Consider the following 19,681-nt stretch of genomic DNA (forward strand, 5'->3'; position numbering starts at 1 on the left):
TTGGTGGCCCCCGGCAAAAAGTTAAGCCGGCGGCTCCCTCGCGAGGATCCGCCGGCCTGTCGGGCCGTTAGCCTTATCTCGACGCGGCGATGATACACCAGGCCGTCCTGGCGGCCTCGCCGGGTCCCGTCGTCAGTCGAGCTTCCTGAACTCCACACCCGCCGCGCTGAGCCGTTGCAGGTGCTCGGCCAGGCGCACGGTGAAACCCTTGTAGTCCTTCTTGGCCGTGGGGGTCCACACCACTTCGGCGAGGGCGCACGCCCGCGGGAAGGCCATGTATTCCAGATGCTCGGGGGTGGCGATGTACTCGGCCCAAAGCTGTCCCTGCGCCCCCAGGACGTGTTTCGCCTGGGCCGGAGTGAACGTCGCGGGGACCGGGTCGAAGCTGTACACCTTCTCCAAGGGCAGGTATCCGCCGATACCGAAGGGTTCCTTTTCAACCGGCTTGGCCTGGTAGTAGTCCAGGTAAGTGAACTGGGTCGGAGCCATGACCACGTCGTGACCTTCCTTCGCGGCAGTGATCCCTCCTTCCATGCCGCGCCAACTCATCACCGTCGCACCCGGGGCCAGACCGCCCTCCAGGATCTCGTCCCAACCCAGGAGCCGACGCCCCTTGCCCGTCAGGTAATGGTCCATCTGGGTGATGAACCAACTCTGCATGCCGTGTTCGTCCTTGGTGCCGCGCTGCTTGATCAACTCCTGCACCCGTGGACTGGCCTTCCATTGGTCCTTCGGGCATTCGTCGCCGCCGACGTGGATGAACTTGCTCGGAAAGACCTGCATGACCTCGTCCAGGACGTTTTGGAGGAACTTGACGGTCGACTCCTCGACGTTGAAGACATTGGGGTTGACCCCCCATGTCTCCATGACTTCAAGCCGCTCCTTCAGGTTGCCCAACTCGGGATAGGCGGCGATGGCCGCCTGGGCGTGGCCCGGCATCTCGATCTCGGGGACGATGTTGATGTGGCGGGCCGCCGCGTACTTGACGAGGTCCTTCAGTTCCTTCTGGGTGTAGAAGCCGCCGTGGCGTTTGCCGTCGTACTTGCCCGAATTCCTGCCGATCACGGTCTGCTTGCGCCAGGCACCGATTTCGGTCAGCTTGGGGTAGCGCTTGATCTCAATCCGCCAGCCCTGGTCATCAACTAAGTGCAGGTGCAGGCTGTTCATCTTATGCATAGCCAGCAGATCGACAAACTTGTACAGTTCTTCCTTGGGCATGAAGTGACGGGCCACGTCGAGCATGAGGCCGCGCCACCGGAAGCGGGGGACGTCGACGATGTCGACCGACGGCATCTCCCACTTGACCCCGCTGGCCTTGGCCTTACCGAAAGCGGCGGGAGGCAGCAACTGACGCAATGTCTGGCCACCGTAGAAGAGCCCGGCGGCAGTCTGGGCGGTGACTTGCACGCCGTCAGGCCGGACTTTCAGGCGATACCCTTCGTCGCCGAGTTCCTTGTCGTCTTTCAGCGAGAACGTCACCGACTTGCTTGCCCGGTTGGCGGTGACCCGCAAGGTCAGTCCCGTCGGGGCTCGCAGCGACTCCGCGATGAGGCGGGCCACCGGGGCGGCGTCGCCCGAAGCGTGGAACGCCGTCTTGGCATCGAGGGTGAAGTGGCCGTCGGCAGGGGTCAGGCTCGTCGGCAATGGGACGATGGCGAACATCCTTGGATCGTACCCAGCCCAACGGAGAGCCCGGACCGGGTACGTTCGCTGTCATGAAGCGCATTCTCGGCTTCGCCCTCGGGGCCACGCTCCTGCTGGCAGGATGCACCCCGCCACCCAGTGAGACCAAGAGCAACCCGTCGTCCGACGCGACGACCGTGGCCGCCAAGGACGTCACGATCGGGTTCATTGTCAAGTCCATGTCCGACACCTGGTTCCCGGTGGAGATCGCCTTTGCCAAGAAGGAGGCCGACAAGCTGGGTTGCAAACTGCTCAGTCAGGAAGCCAAGACGGGCGAGTCGGTGCTCGCGACAATCGACTCGATGGCCGCGCAAGGCGCCAAGGGCATCATCATCTGCTCCCCCGAGACCCAACTCGGCCCCGCCATCGAGGCCAAGTGCAAAGAGAAGGGTCTCAAGCTCATGTCCGTCGACGACCAACTGGTCAACGAGGGCAAGCCGATGACGGACATCCCCCACCTCGGCATCAGCGCCGAGAAGATCGGCAACCTGGTCGGCACCACGATCGCCGACGAGGCCAAGAAGCGGGGATGGAACATGGCCGAGGTCGGTGCCATCGCTGTCCTGAAGGAAGACCTCGAGACGGCGCGCCAACGCGTGAACGGTGCCAAGGCCGAACTGCTGAAGGCGGGCCTGCCTGAAGCTAACTTCTTTGTCGCCCCCTGGCTCGGCGCCGTCGACATCGGCTCGGCCAACGACGCGGCAAACATCGTGCTCACCCAGCACGGCCAGATCAAGAAGTGGGTCTGCCTGAGCAGCAACGACGACGGGATGATGGGAGCCGTCCGCGCCATCGAAAGCCATAAGATCCCCGCCGCCGACATTATCGGCGTCGGTATCAACGGCGGGCCGCCGATCAAGGAAGAGTTTGACAGCGGCAAGGCGAGCGGCGTCTTCGGGTCGATCCTGCTCAGCCCGAGCCAGCACGGCGGCAAGACGGTCGAACTGATGTTTGACTGGCTGACCAAGGGCACCGTGCCGCCACCGGTCACATTGACCTCAGGCACCGCGATCACCCGCGACAACTATAAGGAAGCGATGGCCAAGGAATCCTCGTGAGCGGGGCCCGTCTTGTCGTGCAGGGCGTCGGGAAGTCGTTTCCCGGCGTCCAGGCCCTGTCTGACGTGTCGTTCTCGGTCGCGGGGGGCTCTGTCCATGCCCTTTGTGGCGAAAACGGCGCGGGGAAAAGCACCTTGCTTAAGGTGCTGGCGGGCGTCCACCGGCCCGACACCGGGTCCCTCGCCCTGGACGGCAAGACAATCCAACCGCGTTCACCTTTGGAGGCCCTTGCCTGCGGGGTGGCCGTCATCTATCAGGAACTCCACCTTGTCCCGGAGGTCAGCGTCGCCGAAAACGTGATGCTGGGTCACCTGCCGAGCCGGTTCGGAGTGGTCGACCGCGCCACCCTCCGCCAGACCGCCATGCGGGCGCTGGAACAGGTCGGTCTCCCCGTCGACCCCTCGACCAAGCTCAAAGACCTGTCCCTGGCCCAGCGGCAGATGGTCGAGATCGCCAAGGCCCTGAGCCGAGACGCCCAGGTCATCGCGTTCGACGAACCGACCTCGTCCCTCACCTCCCGCGAGGTTGACAGTCTGTTCGCCCTCATCCGCCGCCTGCAGGCCGCGGGCAAGGCCATTCTCTACGTCAGCCACCGGATGGACGAGGTCACCACACTTTGCGACGCCTGCACCGTCCTCCGCGACGGACAGCATGTCACCACGTGGCACGACATGGCGGGCGTGACCGCCGACACCATCGTCAACGCCATGGTCGGACGTTCGATCCAAGACGTCTATGGTTACACCCCGCGCGAAGTCGGTGGACCCGTGCTCCAGGTGGACAATGTCACGGGGAAGGGTCTGCGGCACCCGGCTTCCCTGGAGGTCAAGGCGGGCGAGATCGTCGGTGTCTTCGGGCTTGTCGGCGCCGGGCGGACCGAGCTGCTCAAAGCGGTCTACACCGGCGACGGCGGGACGGTGACGGTCGGCGCGACACCCCTCGTCCGCCGAGAGCCCCGAAGTTCCGTCCAAGCCGGTCTGGTCTTTTGCCCCGAGGACCGGAAAAAGGAGGGGATCATCCCCCAGATGTCAGTCGAGGAGAACGCCAACCTGAGCGTCCGGCGACGGTTCGACCGGTTCGGGGTGATTGACGGCGCGCGCGAGCGCAAGAACGCCGAAGAGTACGTCGCGAAGCTGCGGGTGAAGACCGCCTCTCTCCAGACCCTGATCAAGAACCTGAGCGGCGGCAACCAGCAAAAGGTCGTCCTCGCCCGTTGGCTTGCCGAAGACGTCAAGGTCATCTTGCTGGACGAACCCACCCGCGGGATCGATGTCGGCGCGAAAAGCGAGATTTATGCGATCATCCGAGGTCTGGCCGAGCAGGGTGTCGGTGTCCTCATGGTGAGTAGCGAGTTGCCAGAAGTCATCGGGGTGTGCGACCGGGTCCTCGTCATGTGCGACGGACGGATCACGGGCGAGGTCGCCCGGGCCGAGGCGACGGAAGCGGCCCTGCTCCAGTTGGCCCTTCCAAAGACGGAGATGAGCGCGTGAACAAACTCAAAGGTTCGTCAGGCATGCTCCTCGTGCTGGTGGCGATGGTCATTGTCGCAAGCGTCATGGTCAAAGGCTTCGCGACCGGCGAGAACGCGGTCAGCCTTGGCTTGGCGGTCTCGACGGTCGGCCTCGTCTCGGCGACGATGCTGTACTGCTTGGCGGGCGGCGACTTTGACCTGTCGGTAGGTTCAAACCTGGCCTTGGGCGGCGTTCTTGCCGCGATCGTCACCACCGCGACCAAGAGCGTCTTTCTGGGAATCGCGGCCGCCCTCGCCGCCGGCGCGTTGGTCGGTCTGCTCAACGGTCTGGTGATCGCCAAGCTGGGCATCAACGCCCTCATCACCACCTTGGCCACGATGCAGATCGTCCGGGGGGTGACCAACATCGTCAGCGGAGGGTCGCCCAAGACGTGCTCGGTCGTCGGGTTCGACGGCCTAGGCAAGTCGGCCGTCCTCGGAATCCCGTCGCCCATCGCCTTGACCATCCTCTGCTTCCTGGTCTTCGGCTTCCTGCTCAACCGCACCGTCTTTGGGCGCGACACCCTGGCGATCGGAGGCAACCCGGAGGCGGCCCGTCTTGCCGGCATCAAGGTCGAGGCCACCAAGGTCTGGGTCTTCGTTTTGTCGGGCATGGTCGCCGCGTTCGCCGGGTGCGTCCAAGCCAGCCGCCTGCTCGCGGCCAGCAACAACGCCGGTGAGAAGTTGGAGCTCCAGGCCATCAGCGCCTGCGTCCTCGGGGGAGTCTCCCTGGCGGGCGGAGTGGGTACGATGTCGGGCGTCGTCGTCGGCGTGCTCATCATGGGGGTGGTTCAAAACGCCATGAGCCTGATGAACATCGACACGTTCTATCAGATGGTGGTGACCGGCGCGATCTTGCTCGCGGCTGTGGTGTTTGACAAGGTGAAAACCGCGCAAAACGAGAAGCGGAGCTCTCGAGGAACAGCATGAAACGTATTTGGACAGGCCTCCTTGCCCTCGTCGTCGTCGCCGGTTGTAGCGGCCCCGCCCCGTCCGGTGGGGGCTCGGGAGCGGCCAAGACCGACACGCTCAACGTGATGGTCTTTGAAGGAGGGTTTGGCAAAGACTTTTATGAGAGGGCCGCGGCCGACTATGACAAAGAGCATCCACCGCTGAAGACGACGGTCACGGGCGACCCCCACATCGACGAGCAGCTCAAGCCCCTGTTTGTCAAAGGGACCCCACCCGACCTCACCTTCCCGGGCTGGCGGTTTGACAGTTGGGCGGCGGTCACCGAGGGTCAGGTGATGCCGCTCGACGACGCCCTGGCCACCAAGGCGTACAAGAGCGAGACGACCTGGAAGGACACCTTTGAACCGGCCCTGCTCAAGCTTGGGCAAAGTGACGGCAAGACATACATGCTGCCGTACTTCTACAGCGTCCTCGGCTGGTGGTACGACCCGGACCTCTTCAAGGAAAACGGCTGGACTCCGCCGAAGACTTACGAAGAACTCCTTGCCTTGTGCGCCAAGATCAAGGCCAAAGGTATCGCGCCATTGACCTACCAGGGCCAATACCCGGACTACGTCATAGCCGGCATGTTGCAACCGTGGGTCATCAGCGCGGGCGGCATCGACCAGTTCGTCCGGATGCAGAACCTTGAGCCCGGGGCGTGGACCGACCCGAGCGTGGTGAAGGCGGCCAGCATGCTGAAGGAGCTCAAGGACATGGGCTACTTCGAGAACGGCGCCGGTGCCCTCAGCCACACCCAGGCGCAGACCGACTTCCTGACCCGCAAAGCGGCGATGATCCCGTGCGGAACGTGGCTCTACGCCGAAATGCTCAAGTCCATGCCAGAGGGCCGCAAGATCGAGTTCATGCGCCCGCCCGTGCTCGCCGCCGGCAAGGGCGACCCCACCGCGATCATGATCAAGATCGAGCCGTGGTTCGTCCCGGCGAAGGCCAAGAACCCGCAAGGCGCGATCGACCTGTTCAAGTACATGACCTCGCTCGACGAGGCCAAGAAGTTCGTGACCGAAAAGGGCACGCTCATGGCGATCAAGGGGAGCGACGCAGTCGAGCTTCCGCCCTACTTGAAAACCGCGGCGGCGGAGTTCAAGGCCAGCAAGACGGTCTGGGCGTCGCAATGGAAGGACTGGTACTCCGCCTTTTACAAGGACGTGGAGACCTTGGTCACCCAGCTCCTGAACGGCGACGTGACGCCAGAGCAGTTCGCTGAGAAGGCCGAAGCTGCCGCCGAGAAGTGCCGCAAGGACCCGGACGTCACCAAGCACAAGGTGTCGTGAACCGGCGCGGATCCCAGCGGGCGCTGTTTGTGGCGTCGTACCTGGCACCGGCGACGGCCCTGTACGGGCTGTTCGTCCTCGTGCCGTTCTTTCAGACCTTCCAGCTGTCGTTTTTCAGCTTCAGAGGGGTCAGTAGCGAACGGCGTTGGGTCGGATTCCAGTACTACCAAGTCCTCGCCACCGACGAAGTCGTGCCGAAGGTCTTGGCCCATCTAGGGTTCCTCCTCCTCGGCGGGGGAGTCTGCGCCTTGGTCATGGCCATGGTGACGGCCCATGCCCTGCAGGAGAACTCCCGCCTCGCACGGTTTGTGCGCGGGGTGTTCCTGTTCCCCCAGGTGGTCAGCGTCGTGGCCGTCGCGGTGATGTGGCAGTTCCTCTACGCCCCCAACGCCGGGCTCGTCAACGGCGCCCTGCGCGCGGCCGGCCTCGGTGCCCTCGCCAAGAGTTGGCTGGGCGACACGTCATGGGCCTTGCCGGCTGTCGGCGTGGCGTGGGTGTGGTTCGCGGTCGGGTTCTACGTGATGCTGTTCGCGGCCGGCATCAAGGGCATACCTGCCGAAGTGGGTGAGGCCGCCTCACTCGAAGGCTGCTTCGGGTGGAAGCGGTTTGTCTCCATCACGTGGCCGATGCTGTGGAGTGTCCGCAAAGTGGCGGTCGTCTACATCGCCGTCAACGTGTTCAACATCTTTGCTCTGGTCAACGTCATGACCAACGGCGGGCCGGCCCGGTCGACGGAGACGTTCCTGACCTACATTTACGAGCAAGGGTTCTCCGCGTCGAAGTTTGGCTATGCCGCCGCGTTGGCCATCGTCAACCTTGGGGTGATCTTGGTCGTCACCCTGGCCCTGGGATTCCTGTTCCGTAAGAACCCCGAAGGAGGCCGCGCGTGAGAAAGCTTGCCTCCAACGTCTGGTTGACCCTCTTCGGGCTCTCTGTCGTCGTCCCCCTCCTGTGGGTCGCGATGAGTTCGCTCAAGAAAGGCGCTGACATCCTGGCTTCGCCCTGGAGCCTGCCCACCGAACCGCAGTGGTCGAACTACATGGCCGCGTGGCACCAGGCCGAGTTCAGCCGGTTCTTTTTGAACTCGTTCATCGCAAGCACGGCGACGTTGCTGATCCTCCTGCCTGTCGGCTCGATGGCCGCCTATGTCCTGGCCCGATACCCGTTCCGGGGCTCAAAGATCGTCCGGGGGGTCTTCCTCTTTGGCATGATGTTCCCCAACTTCCTGGCCATCGTCCCCTTGTATCTGCTCATGTCCCAACTCGGCCTGACCGACTCCATGGTCGGCCTCGTCCTCGTCTACGTGGCCTACTCGCTCAGCTTCACGATCTTTGTCATGGGCGGGTTCTTCGAAGCCCTGCCGGGCGAACTGGCCGAAGCCGCCATGATGGACGGCTGCGGCCATAACGCGACGTTTTGGAAGGTCATGCTGCCCCTCGCCCGGCCCGGCCTGGTCGTCACCGGCATATTCAACGGCATCGGCCTGTGGAACGAGTACAACCTCGCGAAAGTCCTCGTCCAGAAGGACGACGTCATGACCCTTCCACTCGGGCTCGCCCGCCTCACCGCGACGCAGTTCTACCAGTCCGACTGGGGAGCCCTCTTTGCGGGGCTTGTCATCGTGATGGTGCCTGTCCTGGTGATCTATTGGTTCTTCAAGGAGAAGGTCCAAGACGCCATGCTCGCCGGGGCGATCAAGTAGCTAGGCGGACGCACCGGCCCGGCGCTTGATCTCGTCGACTTCGGCCAAGCACACCCGCAGGGACTCGCGCGAAGACGCCGGGGTGACCGTCTCGACCGGCAGTCCCTTGGAAACACGGTCGACGAAGTAAGCCAACTCCGCGTAGTACCCGCCGAGGTCCGAGATGTTGCCACCGCCAGCGGCGCTCATCTTGGGAAACTCGGGGACGACGGGGTCTTTGCCCGTCTCGTAGACCGTCAGGGGGCCGCCGTCCATGATCAGGACAGCCCGCTCAAAGACGGCCCGGAAGGCCATCTTGAACGGAGACCCGGCAGGCAGGTTCCAGCCGCCCTCCAAGTGGGCCACGGTGGACCCAAACCGCATGGTGGTGAAGGCGTGGCACGCCCCCGTGCCGTCGACGGTGCCGTAGCTGATCGTCTCGTCCGGCGTGCCCAAGAGATACAGGGCAAAGTCAGTGTCGTGGATGTGCATGTCCAGGACACCGCCCCCGGACTTGGCTTCGTCGGCCAACCAGTTGTCGCTCGCATAGCTGGGGAAGGCACCATAGCGGGTCAGGTTGACGCTCAGCAACTTTCCATATCGACCGTCTTCCTTGGCCTGCTTAAGAAAGGCGTATTCGGGCCAAAAACGGATGCAGTGGGCGATCATCAACTGCTTGCCGCTCGCCAAGGCCGCCGCCGCCATCTCGTCGGCCTCGGCCAAGGTGCGGGCCATGGGTTTTTCGCAGACGACGTGCTTGCCCGCCTGCAGGGCCTCGATCGCCGCCGCCGCGTGGCGGTGGGTGGGCAGGCAGACGTCGACGATGTCGAGGTCGTGGTCTGCGATCATCCCTTCGAGCGTGGGGTGGAGCTTCAGTCCGAAGTCTCCGGCAAAGGCGACGCCCCGCTCCGGCTTGTGGTCGACACAGGCGACGAGCTCGGCGTCGTCCAAGAGCCGATAGACGTTGGCGTGCATACGCCCCATGAACCCACAACCGACGATTCCGACCTTAAGCGGCATGCCGCCGAGTCTACCGAGGCACGTCGAATTGGAACGTCCACTGGGCGCATTTCTCGTCCCAGAGCGCCACACGCACTCCCTCCCGGGCGATGTCGGGGCGAAGCTTGGCCACGGCCGGGGGCATCAGCCGGCCCGAGACCACCGTCTTGCCGTCCCCACCCCTGAACGCGCCGAACCGCGTGACGACCCCGGGTAGGGTCACTTTGGGCTGACCCCCGCGTTCAATGGTGATCTCCGCCTTCCCGTCGTCGGCGCAGACGACCGTCAGGGTCGCGTCCACCGGCTTGGCCCCGTCGTCAAAGCGGGCCGTACCCTTGAGGACGGTCGTCCCGACGAAGTCTTTCACTGTCGACGGGATGATCCAAGGGAGGCCGTCAAACACCGGGCTGCCTTCCCGGGCGTCCTGATACCGGAGGACATATTCGTCGCGCTTCACGCGCTCGGGCACAAGGACGGCCTGGGCCCGCCAGGCGTTGACCAGGACACGCGAACTCATGTCCAAATCGACCGGGTCGAGCATGGACTCGAATTGAGGAAGGAGTCCTTGTAGAGCCACCGGGTCAGGCTTGTCGCCTTTCTTGACACCAAAGGCGAGCGCCATCTTCGACAACCAGACCAGGCGTTTTGCGACGGGATCGGTCACTCGTGGCGCGTTCTTCTCGAAATCCTCAAGGTCCTTGTCGGTGCCTCTCGTGATCCGGTTGAAGTGGGCAAGCGCCCACATCTGATGCCGCATCCGCTGGCTGGAAGGGGCTTTGATCTTGTTGAACCACTCGATCCCGTCGGCCCAGTCTCCGGACATCCCACGGGCTATCGCGTAGCGCAGGACGACCGAGTCCTCGTCCACTCCCCATCCGCCCGCCTTGAGCCCGGCCAGGGCCAAATCTAGGCGGCCGACCGCACAAAGCTTGAGAAACCAAGCCAGTCTCAAGGTCTCTTGACCGGCCGGGTCGGCGACGAGTTGGCCAAGGCTCCGTTCGGCCAAGAGACTCAATTGTCCGGTCGTGTCGCGAAAGGCCGAGAACGCGTAGGCGTGCCCCGCGCCGATCAGACTGGACCGCAGTTCCGCGAGGTGGTCGAGAAACGGGAGGAACGCGGCTGCGACGACTAGTCTGGCCGCCGACTTGTCCAAGCGCTTCGTCGCCACCGCGTCGGTGGCCGCGTCATAGACCGCGCCGTAGAGTGAACTGGTCACGTAGAAATCGTCCGTCCAAAGCTTCTCTAAGGCCGGGGGCCGGACAAGCGGAAGTTCGAACTTCTCCGTCAAGTTCGCGAGCATCGACGCCATGTGGGCGTAGACCGATGTCGGGTTCGCCGTGACGACCTTGGCGATGTCCTCCTTGAGAAGGTAAGCGTCACCCCGGAGCAAGGCGACTGCCTTCAGGTAGTTCGGGCCAAAATCCGAGTACTTCAGGGCCAGCCGGGCGACGGTCTTGCGTCGCTCAAGGGGCGCTTCGCGGAAGCCGAAGGTGAGGTTGAGAATCCACCGGTCCGGCGTGTCGATCAAGATGCCGCGTGTGGCGACCGCAAGCATGCCGTCGTAGTCTCGAAGGTTCTTCAGCAGCTCGAACTCGAGGTCGAGGAGGAAACGCTCGGGCGGTTCCTTGCCTTCGACGGCTCGGGCTTCCTTCAAAAGGGCAGACGCGGTCTTGTCGTCCTTCTCGAATTGGGCCAAGCGGGCGGCAAAGTACAGTCCGGCCCGAGAGCGGGCGCCAAAGTGCTTGACTAACTCAGAAGCGACCTCCCTTACTGCGGCTGGGGCGGCCACGTCGATGTTCGCCCATCGTTGCCAATACAGGTCGGCGGCGGCAAAGTCCCGATCGGCCTCCCAGATGCGCTTACTCGCCTGCCGCCGCACCTCGGGAGTGACAGACGGATCGTTCCACCAGATCAGAGCACTGTCCCGGACATAACTGTCTGGGCTTGACCGGACTAGCTCGGCACAAAGGCTTTGCGCCTCTCGCTCACGCCCAAGAAACCGGTACGCCCCCAGCAGGCAACCACGGTCGGCCGGCGTCAGCACACCCAAGCCTTCCAGAGAGCGGGCGACGTCGACGGCCTTGTCGAAGTGCCTCCCGTCATAGTACGCCCACATCAGGGCGCGAAGCATCTTCGTGTACGGCTCCTTTCCCCGGTCTTGAGCGGTCTTGATGACGCCGCGCAAAAGCTCTTCGCCCTCGCCGACTGGGGGAGGCACCAGGGCCAGCATGACGTCCTGGTTGGGATCGGCCCACATGTCGGGCACCTGTTTGGCGTCTCCGAACTGTCTCTCGGTCGTGGACGAAACTTGTTCGACAACCTTGGCGGCGACCGCCGACGCCCAGAGCGCACCGAACTTCTTGTCTCGGACGCTTTCGTCCTTGAGCACCCGGGCGATCGCGGCGGTGAAGTAGCCATGGCCGGTGCGAGGGTTTTCGTAGGAACGCTGGCCGGGCGCACAGCCCAGGAGGACGGCGATGTTGGCGCGGCGCCCCAATTCGCGCAGTTCGCGCCCAAAGGGGTTTTTGTCGCCTTCCCGGCAGGCGTCGGCGACGATCAGGACGTTGTGCATCCCGGCGTCGACGAACCGCTTGACCACCTCCTTGACCGAGACGCCGACCTGGGCGACGTTCTTGGGGTCGGCGTCGGTCGGGCACAAGAAGTCACCCTCGGGGGTGCCGATACCGTGGCCGGAAAAATAGAAGACAAAGAGATGGCCGGGGTCGAACCGCCGGTCGTGGACCATCTTGTCCAAGGCGTCCACGATCCCCTGGCGGGTGAGCTTGGCCGAACCGGCGTCGGTCATCGTCCGGACGGTCTTCGGCTCGAACCCTAGGTCGTTCTCCAGGCTGGCCGCGAACATTTGGGCGTCGGACGCGGCGTACTTGAGGGGGGCCAACGCGGTGTATTTGGTCGCGCCCAGCACAAGCGCCCAACTCCGGGCGGGAGCGAAGGCGCCGGGCTCCTGCCCCCTGCCGACGACGGCAAGGAGCAGGAGCAAGGGGGCGGCGAACCGGCGCATCAGCCTGCGACCGGGGTCACGGTGATTCCGACGATCTTGTCATCCTTGACGCAGACCCCGAAGTTCAGTTCGGGGAAATAGAGCCAGGTCTCCAGCTGGTTGCCCCGCACAAGCGAGACCTCCTCACCGGAATCGGACGGCACGATCGCGTCCAGTTGCTTCAGCGAGTCGCCGACACTGATGACCAGCTTTCGGTCGTCGCTGAGGTCGGCGGGCTTGAGGACCAGGACGCCGTCCTTGGCATAGGTGGTCAGGCGCAGGGCCTGGCCTTCGCTGGCCATGATGGCAAAGTCCCCGTCCAACCAGCGCATTTCCTTGAGGTCCTTGAAGTTCGGGTCGAACAGTTGCTCGACCGGTGACGAGCCCAAGGCCTTGGTGAAGTTCTCGACGGGGTCGAAAAGGGAGAACTGCTTGCTCCCGCTCCACAGAGCGACGGCGCGGCAGAGGGCCCCCGGAGCCGACTCCAACTTGGTGGCCACCAATTTGTTGGCTTCGCAGAAAGCCATGTAGTTCTTGCTGACCTTGGCGTACTTGGGGTTGTCGCTGGAATTCACCCGCAACCACTTGGCCATGACGGTGGCGGCGATCGCGGCGTCGGTCTTGTCAGCGATGCTGGGGACCTGCTCACCCAAGTTCAATCCGATATAGGTGTTGACAAGGATCTTGTTGTCCTTGAACGTCGCGCGCTCGGCTTTGACCATGGTGTTGATGGCATCGTTCAAGCTACCGGAACGCTGCTGGCCGACGGCGATGTTGTTGGCGATCCGCAACTTGTCGGGCCCGGCCATGGTCTTGCCCATCAAGTCGCTGAGGATCTTGACGCCCTGTTGCAGGGCTTCCGGCTTGGCGTCGGGGTCAAGGACAAGCAGGACGCCCTTGATCTCTTGCACCCTCGGATCGTTGGGAAGCTTAGCTTCGGCCGCGGCGACTCGCTGGGTGGCGGCAAGGTAGTTGCGCCGGTCCAGCTCGGTGATCGTCGCGCCCCGGCCCGCCACGGAGGCGGACGTGAGCATCGGCCCGAAGTCAGGACGGAACCACGTCGCCTTGATCGTGTCGCTCAGGTTGTCGTAGTAACCCATTGTCGAAGCAAGGGCGGCGTTGGAGTAGGCCTCCAGGAGCTTCGGTTCCTTGGCGATCGCCCGGTCGAACATCCTGGTGGCGATCGCGAAGCTCCGTGCCTCCATGAAGGCAAGTCCGGCGTCGAAGTCCATCAGGGCCCGCGACACGGCCGGGTTGTCCTCGATGGCCGCCATCCGGGCGCGGGAGCTGGGGTGGTCGCCCTGAAGGTTCTCCAGCCAGCCACCCTTGTCGCGCAGTTTGTCGTCCAATGCCTTCAGCATGTCGACCATGTCTTGCTTGGAGTATCCGGCCCGCTGGAGCAACCAGGCACCGGTGGCGTCGGCCTCCAGCTCTTGGTTGCGGGTGTAGAAAACGTTCAGGTCGTCCGGATGGGCGAAAGTCGAGTTGTGCCCTTTGCTCAGGTGCGAGATCTCGTGGGCCACGACCGCACGGATCAGCCGTTCGTCGCTGACGACGTCAAGGAGACCGGCGAAGACCACCATCTTGGTCTGGGGCTTGTCGCCTTCTTTCGCCGGTTTCTCCAGCGCAGCGTAGGCGTTGGGCTCCTTGTTTTCCTTGTCGTAGACGCACTTGATCGGATAGGCGTAGTTCGGGTTCTTGACCGAATAAGCCTCAAGCTCTCGGACCATCTTTTCCAGCTTTTCCTGGCTGAACTCGGCGGCAGACGCAAAAGCGGCCAACAGGGCCATCAACGGAAGTGTCGTGTTGCGGATGAATTTCGATTTCATAGGAATGACTACCTTGTCAGCCAACCATGACGGGTGTCAGCAAAATAGATTTCGTCGCTGACCAGGACCCTAGGCCATGTACTAGGGACTATGGTCGGCGTTTCAACCTACGAAGTACAGACGCAGACCCACCTGGCATGGATTCCTGCGGGGGCAAGCCGTCGTGGACTATGCTCAGACCATGCTCCGTCCCCTCGGTGTCGGCGTCGCCGTCCTCCTCTTGTCGTCCCTCGGCTTGGCCGGCGAGACAGTCCTGACCGAGGCCGTCTCGACGCGGGTCCGAGGCGGGGCCCGGTCTCTTGTCCGGGTGGACCCGGTCGAGGCGCAGTTTGTCGCCGGGACAGGCGCGGCCCAAGGCGATTTCCAAGGATGGACTCCGGTCTCGGCAGGTAAGGACGGCTGGTTCACCGGCCCAGAGGCCCGAGGAGGCTATCTGGCGTTCACCGTCAAGTCAAGCCGAGACCGTGCGGTCTTCATCGAGGCTCCTGGCTCAGGAACTGTCTATGTCGACGGCCGACCGCGGGCTGGCGACCCCTACGGGTACGGCTACATGTCCCTCCCTGCCCTGCTCAAGGCCGGTGAATCCCACATCGTGGTGCAGGCGGGGCGGGGCCGACTCCAAGTGAAGATTGTCGACGTGGCGAAGCCCGTCTCGCTCGACATGCGCGACGCGACGTTGCCCGACGTCCTTCCAGGGGAGAAAGCAAAACAGCCCGCGTCGATCGTCGTGCGCAACGCGACGGGTAAGCCGGCCAAAGTCGTTTTGGACGGGGGCGCCGGTCGCCAGGCACCGACGGCCGTCCCGGCGTGGTCGTTCCGCAAGGTCGCGGTGGACCTGCCCGCCGCCAAGGACGGCAAGGTCACGGTTAAGCTCCTCGTCGACGGCAAGTCCGTCGACGAGGCCGCCGTCAGCCTTGCGGTGCGGAAGCCGGGCGAAGCGTACAAGGTGACCTTTGTCAGCGACATCGACGGGAGCGTGCAGTACTACGGCGTCCGACCTCCGCTCAAGGAGGGCCCGGGTCAAGCGCTGTTCCTCAGCCTGCATGGCGCAAGCGTCGAGGCCTTGGGCCAGGCACAGGCCTACGGCCCCCATTCGTGGGGGTATGTCATCTGCCCGACCAACCGTCGGCCCTACGGCTTCGACTGGGAAGACGTCGGCCGCCTGGACGCCCTCGAGGTCTTGCGACACGCCAAGGCCCGGTTCAAGACCGACCCACGCATGACGTACCTGACCGGACACTCGATGGGCGGCCACGGCACCTGGCAAGTCGGGGGGCACTATCCCGGGCTCTTCGCCGCCATCGCGCCGAGCGCAGGTTGGATCAGCTTCAACACCTACGCGGGAGGATATCGCTATGACATGGCCGACCCCGTGCAGGCGATGCTCGCCCGGGCCGGAAACACGAGCGACACGACCCTCCTGAAGCGCAACTATTGGCAAGAAGGGGTGTATGTCCTGCACGGCGACGCCGACGACAACGTCCCCGTGACCGAAGCCCGTGCCATGGCCAAGCTCCTGGAAGGACATCCTGACTTCACCTTGCACGAAGTCCCGGGAGTGAGCCACTGGTACGACACCACTCCCGACGCCGGTGCCGACTGCGTCGACTGGCCCGGGATCTTCGACATGTTCGCCCACCACCGGTTGCCCGCCACCGGCGACCTACGCGACATCGACTTCACCACGGTCTCGACCGGCGTCTCGGCGACGTGCCACTGGGTGACCGTGCTCCAACAGGAGCACGCCCTCATGCCCAGCCACGTCGTGCTCCACGTCGACCTGGCGGCCAAGCGGATCACCGGCAGTGTCGACAACGTCGCCCGCTTTGCCGTCGACACCTCGGTGTGGGGCGGTGGCGAGTGGACGTTGGAGCTCAAGGGCCAAAAGCCCGTGAAGTTCGGCCCGTCTGACCATTTGGTCACCAAGCCCTTACCGCCGCGCACATTTCCTGCCGGAGCGCCGCAGGCCGACGAGCACTGGGCCGCGGTGCCGGCTTCGTCGGCCCAAGGAGAAAAGTCGCCCGCCCGAAGCGGTGGGTTCAAGTCGGTGTTCAACCACAAGGTGGTTTTTGTCTACGGCACCCACGGTACGGCGTCTGACAATGAGTGGGCCCTCGCGACGGCGACCTTTGACGCCGAACAGTTCGCCTACCGTGGCAACGGTTCCGTCCTCGTCGTTTCCGACGACGAGTTCACCAAGTCGCCCCTTCATGGACGCAACGTCTTGCTCTTCGGACGGCCGGGAGCCAACACCGCCTGGTCGAGTTTGGTGGACGCCAAGTCCTTGTCCGTCGCAGCGGGGCGGGTGACCGTCGGCACCCAAGAAGTCTCTGGCGACGACTTGGCCGTCGTCGGCGTCCTGCCCCGACTTGGTGAGTCGGAGACCGTGGTCGGCTTTGTGTGCGGGTCAGGCATGGCGGGGCAACGCCTATGCGACCGGATGCCTTTCTTCACCAGCGGTGCGGCGTTCCCCGACCTTGTGGTCGTCAAAGCTTCCATGCTTAAGGACGGCCCGGCGGGTGTCCTGGGGGGTGGGTTCTTCAGCAACCGGTGGGACGTCGACGGAGGTGACTGGGTTTGGCGATGACGACAGAGGGGCCCCATCGCAGGTTCAACCCGCTCACCGGCGAGTGGGTCTTGGTTTCGCCACACCGCACGCTCCGCCCCTGGCAGGGACAGGTCGAGGAGGCCGCTCCTCGGCCCCCGGCGTATGAGCCGACCTGCTACCTGTGCCCAGGCAACGGTCGGGCAGGAGGACACGTCAACCCCGCCTATGAATCGACGTTCGTCTTCACCAACGACTTTGCCGCCCTACTCCCCGACCAGCCGGGCGGTGGCCAAGACGACGGCCTGTTCCAAAGCCAGACCGTGTCTGGTGAATGCCGCGTCCTGTGCTATTCGCCACGCCATGACCTGACGATGGCCGAGATGGATTCTCGTCAAATCCACCAAGTGGTCGACCTTTGGTGCGACCAGGTCGCCGACCTAGGGACGAAGTACCGTTGGGTACAAGTGTTTGAGAACAAGGGCGCGGCCATGGGCGCGTCGAGCCCCCATCCCCACGGACAGGTTTGGGCGTGTGATTGGACCCCCCAAGTGTTGGCGCAAGAGGGCGCCCGGCAGTCCGCCTACCAGGCCGAGCACGGCACCACGCTCCTTCTCGATGTGGCCAAGGCCGAATCCGGCGGCCCGCGAGTGGTGTGCGAGAACGACGATTGGCTGTTCTTGGTCCCGTTTTGGGCGGTCTGGCCCTTCGAGGGACTTATGCTTCCTAAGGCTCCTTTGCCTCGGCTGAACGAAGCGACCACCACGCAGCGCGCCGCCCTGGCCGACATGCTTCGTGAGGCCCTTGTACGTTACGACAACCTGTTCGAGACTTCCTTCCCCTACTCGATGGGCTGGCATTTCGCACCGTTTGGTGAAGAGGCGGGTCACTGGCAGACCCACCTGCACGTCTACCCCCCGCTCCTCCGTTCGGCAAGTGTACGGAAGTTTTTGGTGGGATTCGAGCTTCTGTCAGAACCGCAGCGGGATCTGACCGCCGAGCAGGCCGCCGGACGGCTGCGGGACGTGCCCGACGTCCACTACACCAAGCGATGAAGCGCCCGTGGGAAGCGGAGATCGTGGTCACTCCAGCGATCGTGAGGAGAGTGGTCCAGAGTCAGCTCCCCGACTTGGCGGGCCAAGGGATCGAGTTCATCGGGAGCGGTTGGGACAACGACGCCTATCGGCTTGGCGACATCGTCATCAGGTTCCCGCGGCGGCACGTCGCCGTCGACATGGTGCGCTTTGAGGCGGCCGTCCTCGACCGTTTGCCGCGAGACCTCCTCCTTCAGGTTCCCCGCCTCCACCTTGTCGGCAAGCCTAGCGATGCATACCCCTATCCTTTCCTGGCTTACCAAATGGTGAAGGGGACGCCCGTCTGCGACACTCCTGGTGTGCATTGGGACCCTGCCGACGCTAGCGCACTTGGCCAGTTCCTGCGGATGGTCCATCAAGTCCCGGTCTCGGTCGGAAAGGCTTTCAGAGGTGACACGCTGCGCAAAGCCGACGTCGCCTTTCGACTCGGCAAGTGCCAGGAGGTGCTTGCCGAACTACCTGAGGACGCCCTTGGCGTACCCAAACCGGACATTCTGAGGGCTGCGGTCGCCCTCTCACAGACGACGGCGGCTCAAGTGTCGGCCCTTGTCCACGGCGACCTCTATTCCCGTCACGTGCTGGTGGACGGGAGCCGCCTCTCTGGTGTCATCGACTGGGGGGACTCCCACGTCGGCGACCCGGCCCTCGACCTCTCGATCGCCTACACATTGCTCCCGTCGGAGTGCGAAGGGCCGTTCTTCGACGCATACGGGGGCGTTGACCAGGGCACGCGGGAGCGGGCGATGTTCCGCGCCGTCTTCTATTGCGTCGTGCTGGCTGATTTCGGTGTCGGCAACGACGACCCGCCGATTCTTGAGACTGCCCGGTTCACCGCCCGCAGGATTTTGGAGACAATCGAGTCCTCTCCGGGTAAACCCGGCCCATGACCATCGCCCTGCTCCTGGCCACCCAAGCGTCTGCCGGCAGTCTCGACCATTTGGTCGACCGTGCCCGGCTCAAATCTACCGTGGAACGTCTTGCCAGTTGGCACGACCGCAACACGAACAATCCAACCCTGACGGAAGCGGCCAAATGGCTGGAAAGTGAGTTCAAGAAGGTCCCCGGAGTCCAGGTCGAACTGATGAGGTATCCGGTCAAGAAGGGCCGCCGTGTCCGTGAGGACAAGGAAGTCGTCGAGGTCGTCGCGGTGTTGCCTGGCTCGGACGACCGCCGCATCCTGGTCGGCGGACACTTTGACACGATCAACATGGTGCCGCGCGACTTGGAATCGTCACTCCGCTCACGAGCACCAGGGGCGAACGACGACGGCAGCGGCACAGCGCTGACCCTTGAACTGGCCCGGGTCATGGCGACAAGAAAGTGGAAGCACACCCTGGTCTTCGTCGCCTTCAGCGGCGAGGAGCAGGGGCTGCTCGGTTCGACCGCTTTGGCCAAACGGGCGAAGAGCGAGGGTTGGAAGCTCGACGCGGTCTTCAACAACGACATGGTCGGCAACAGCAGCAACAATCAGGGGAGGCACGAGACCAAGCTCGTCCGTGTCTTCAGCGAACTGTCTGACCAACACCAAAGTCGCGAGTTGGCCCGGTTCGTGGCCTACGCCGGCGGTTCGAAAGACTTTGGAGCCATGCTCGTCTTCCGGCACGACCGGTTCGGCCGCGGGGGCGACCACACGCCGTTCAACAACGAGGGTTTCACCGCCGTGCGCGTCACCGACGTCGTGGAGGAGTTCAGCCGCCAGCACACGCCTGACGACCTTCCAGAGAATGTCGATTTCGACTACCTCAGCAACGTCACCAAGCTCAACTTGAGGTCGATGAGCCTTCTGGCCGACGCGGGTGAGCAACCGACCGCAGTGCGTGTCGACCGCCGTCAAGGCCACAGCACTCACATCACCTGGCGGTCGACTCCGGGGACGAGCTACACGGTGTACTGGCGCGCGACGACATCACCGGTATGGCAGGCGCACAAGGACGTCGGCGCCGCTTCGGAGTTCACCATCGCCACGGTCAACAAGGACGACAACATCTTTGGGGTCGGGGCGACGGGCGGCATTCCGGTCGAGGCCCGGTGACCA

General features: G+C 63.9%; 14 protein-coding genes. 10 read left to right on the forward strand and 4 right to left on the reverse strand.

Features of this window, described 5'->3' with window-relative positions:
- Nucleotides 1–132 precede the first annotated feature (132 nt).
- On the reverse strand, nucleotides 133–1,662 hold the full coding sequence (locus tag KF857_02585; GenBank protein MBX3110871.1) for a beta-N-acetylhexosaminidase: 1,530 nt from the start codon (nucleotides 1,660–1,662) through the stop codon (nucleotides 133–135).
- 53 nt (nucleotides 1,663–1,715) lie between these two features.
- On the opposite strand from KF857_02585, the gene KF857_02590 reads away from it, so the two are divergent.
- Genes KF857_02590 through KF857_02615 form a run of 6 tightly spaced genes read left to right on the forward strand, consistent with a single transcriptional unit; the run spans nucleotide 1,716 to nucleotide 8,199 of the window.
- Nucleotides 1,716–2,741, forward strand: a complete 1,026-nt coding sequence (locus KF857_02590; protein MBX3110872.1) for a substrate-binding domain-containing protein — start codon at nucleotides 1,716–1,718, stop codon at nucleotides 2,739–2,741.
- Nucleotides 2,732–4,231, forward strand: a complete 1,500-nt coding sequence (araG, locus tag KF857_02595) for an L-arabinose ABC transporter ATP-binding protein AraG (protein MBX3110873.1) — start codon at nucleotides 2,732–2,734, stop codon at nucleotides 4,229–4,231. The genes KF857_02590 and araG overlap by 10 nt, the downstream gene beginning before the upstream one ends.
- Nucleotides 4,228–5,181 (forward strand): L-arabinose ABC transporter permease AraH, encoded by a 954-nt coding sequence (gene araH / locus KF857_02600; GenBank protein MBX3110874.1) that lies wholly within the window; start codon nucleotides 4,228–4,230, stop codon nucleotides 5,179–5,181. Before araG ends, araH begins: the two co-directional genes overlap by 4 nt.
- Nucleotides 5,178–6,497: an extracellular solute-binding protein gene (locus tag KF857_02605; GenBank protein ID MBX3110875.1), complete on the forward strand. Its 1,320-nt coding sequence runs from the start codon at nucleotides 5,178–5,180 to the stop codon at nucleotides 6,495–6,497. The genes araH and KF857_02605 overlap by 4 nt, the downstream gene beginning before the upstream one ends.
- A complete protein-coding gene (locus KF857_02610) occupies nucleotides 6,494–7,387 on the forward strand; it encodes a sugar ABC transporter permease (protein MBX3110876.1) in 894 nt (297 codons plus the stop codon). Before KF857_02605 ends, KF857_02610 begins: the two co-directional genes overlap by 4 nt.
- A complete protein-coding gene (locus tag KF857_02615; protein MBX3110877.1) occupies nucleotides 7,384–8,199 on the forward strand; it encodes a carbohydrate ABC transporter permease in 816 nt (271 codons plus the stop codon). Before KF857_02610 ends, KF857_02615 begins: the two co-directional genes overlap by 4 nt.
- Here the strand turns inward: KF857_02615 and KF857_02620 are convergent, their stop codons facing one another.
- From KF857_02620 to KF857_02630, 3 genes are read right to left on the reverse strand one after another with little or no spacing between them, the layout of a single operon-like run.
- The gene (locus KF857_02620; GenBank protein ID MBX3110878.1) at nucleotides 8,200–9,198 is read right to left on the reverse strand and encodes a Gfo/Idh/MocA family oxidoreductase; all 999 of its coding nucleotides are present in this window, start codon (nucleotides 9,196–9,198) and stop codon (nucleotides 8,200–8,202) included. It abuts the gene before it with no gap.
- A 10-nt stretch (nucleotides 9,199–9,208) separates the two neighbouring features.
- On the reverse strand, nucleotides 9,209–12,199 hold the full coding sequence (locus KF857_02625) for a caspase family protein (GenBank protein MBX3110879.1): 2,991 nt from the start codon (nucleotides 12,197–12,199) through the stop codon (nucleotides 9,209–9,211).
- The gene (locus KF857_02630) at nucleotides 12,199–14,007 is read right to left on the reverse strand and encodes a M48 family metalloprotease (GenBank protein ID MBX3110880.1); all 1,809 of its coding nucleotides are present in this window, start codon (nucleotides 14,005–14,007) and stop codon (nucleotides 12,199–12,201) included. Before KF857_02630 ends, KF857_02625 begins: the two co-directional genes overlap by 1 nt.
- 181 nt (nucleotides 14,008–14,188) lie before the next feature.
- Between KF857_02630 and KF857_02635 the strand changes: the two genes are divergently transcribed.
- From KF857_02635 to KF857_02650, 4 genes are read left to right on the forward strand one after another with little or no spacing between them, the layout of a single operon-like run.
- On the forward strand, nucleotides 14,189–16,594 hold the full coding sequence (locus tag KF857_02635) for a prolyl oligopeptidase family serine peptidase (protein MBX3110881.1): 2,406 nt from the start codon (nucleotides 14,189–14,191) through the stop codon (nucleotides 16,592–16,594).
- On the forward strand, nucleotides 16,591–17,607 hold the full coding sequence (locus KF857_02640; protein MBX3110882.1) for a UDP-glucose--hexose-1-phosphate uridylyltransferase: 1,017 nt from the start codon (nucleotides 16,591–16,593) through the stop codon (nucleotides 17,605–17,607). The genes KF857_02635 and KF857_02640 overlap by 4 nt, the downstream gene beginning before the upstream one ends.
- On the forward strand, nucleotides 17,604–18,533 hold the full coding sequence (locus KF857_02645) for a phosphotransferase (GenBank protein ID MBX3110883.1): 930 nt from the start codon (nucleotides 17,604–17,606) through the stop codon (nucleotides 18,531–18,533). Before KF857_02640 ends, KF857_02645 begins: the two co-directional genes overlap by 4 nt.
- A complete protein-coding gene (locus KF857_02650) occupies nucleotides 18,530–19,678 on the forward strand; it encodes a M20/M25/M40 family metallo-hydrolase (GenBank protein ID MBX3110884.1) in 1,149 nt (382 codons plus the stop codon). Before KF857_02645 ends, KF857_02650 begins: the two co-directional genes overlap by 4 nt.
- Nucleotides 19,679–19,681 lie beyond the last annotated feature (3 nt).

This window comes from Fimbriimonadaceae bacterium (assembly GCA_019638795.1).
Classification (GTDB): domain Bacteria; phylum Armatimonadota; class Fimbriimonadia; order Fimbriimonadales; family Fimbriimonadaceae; genus JAHBTB01.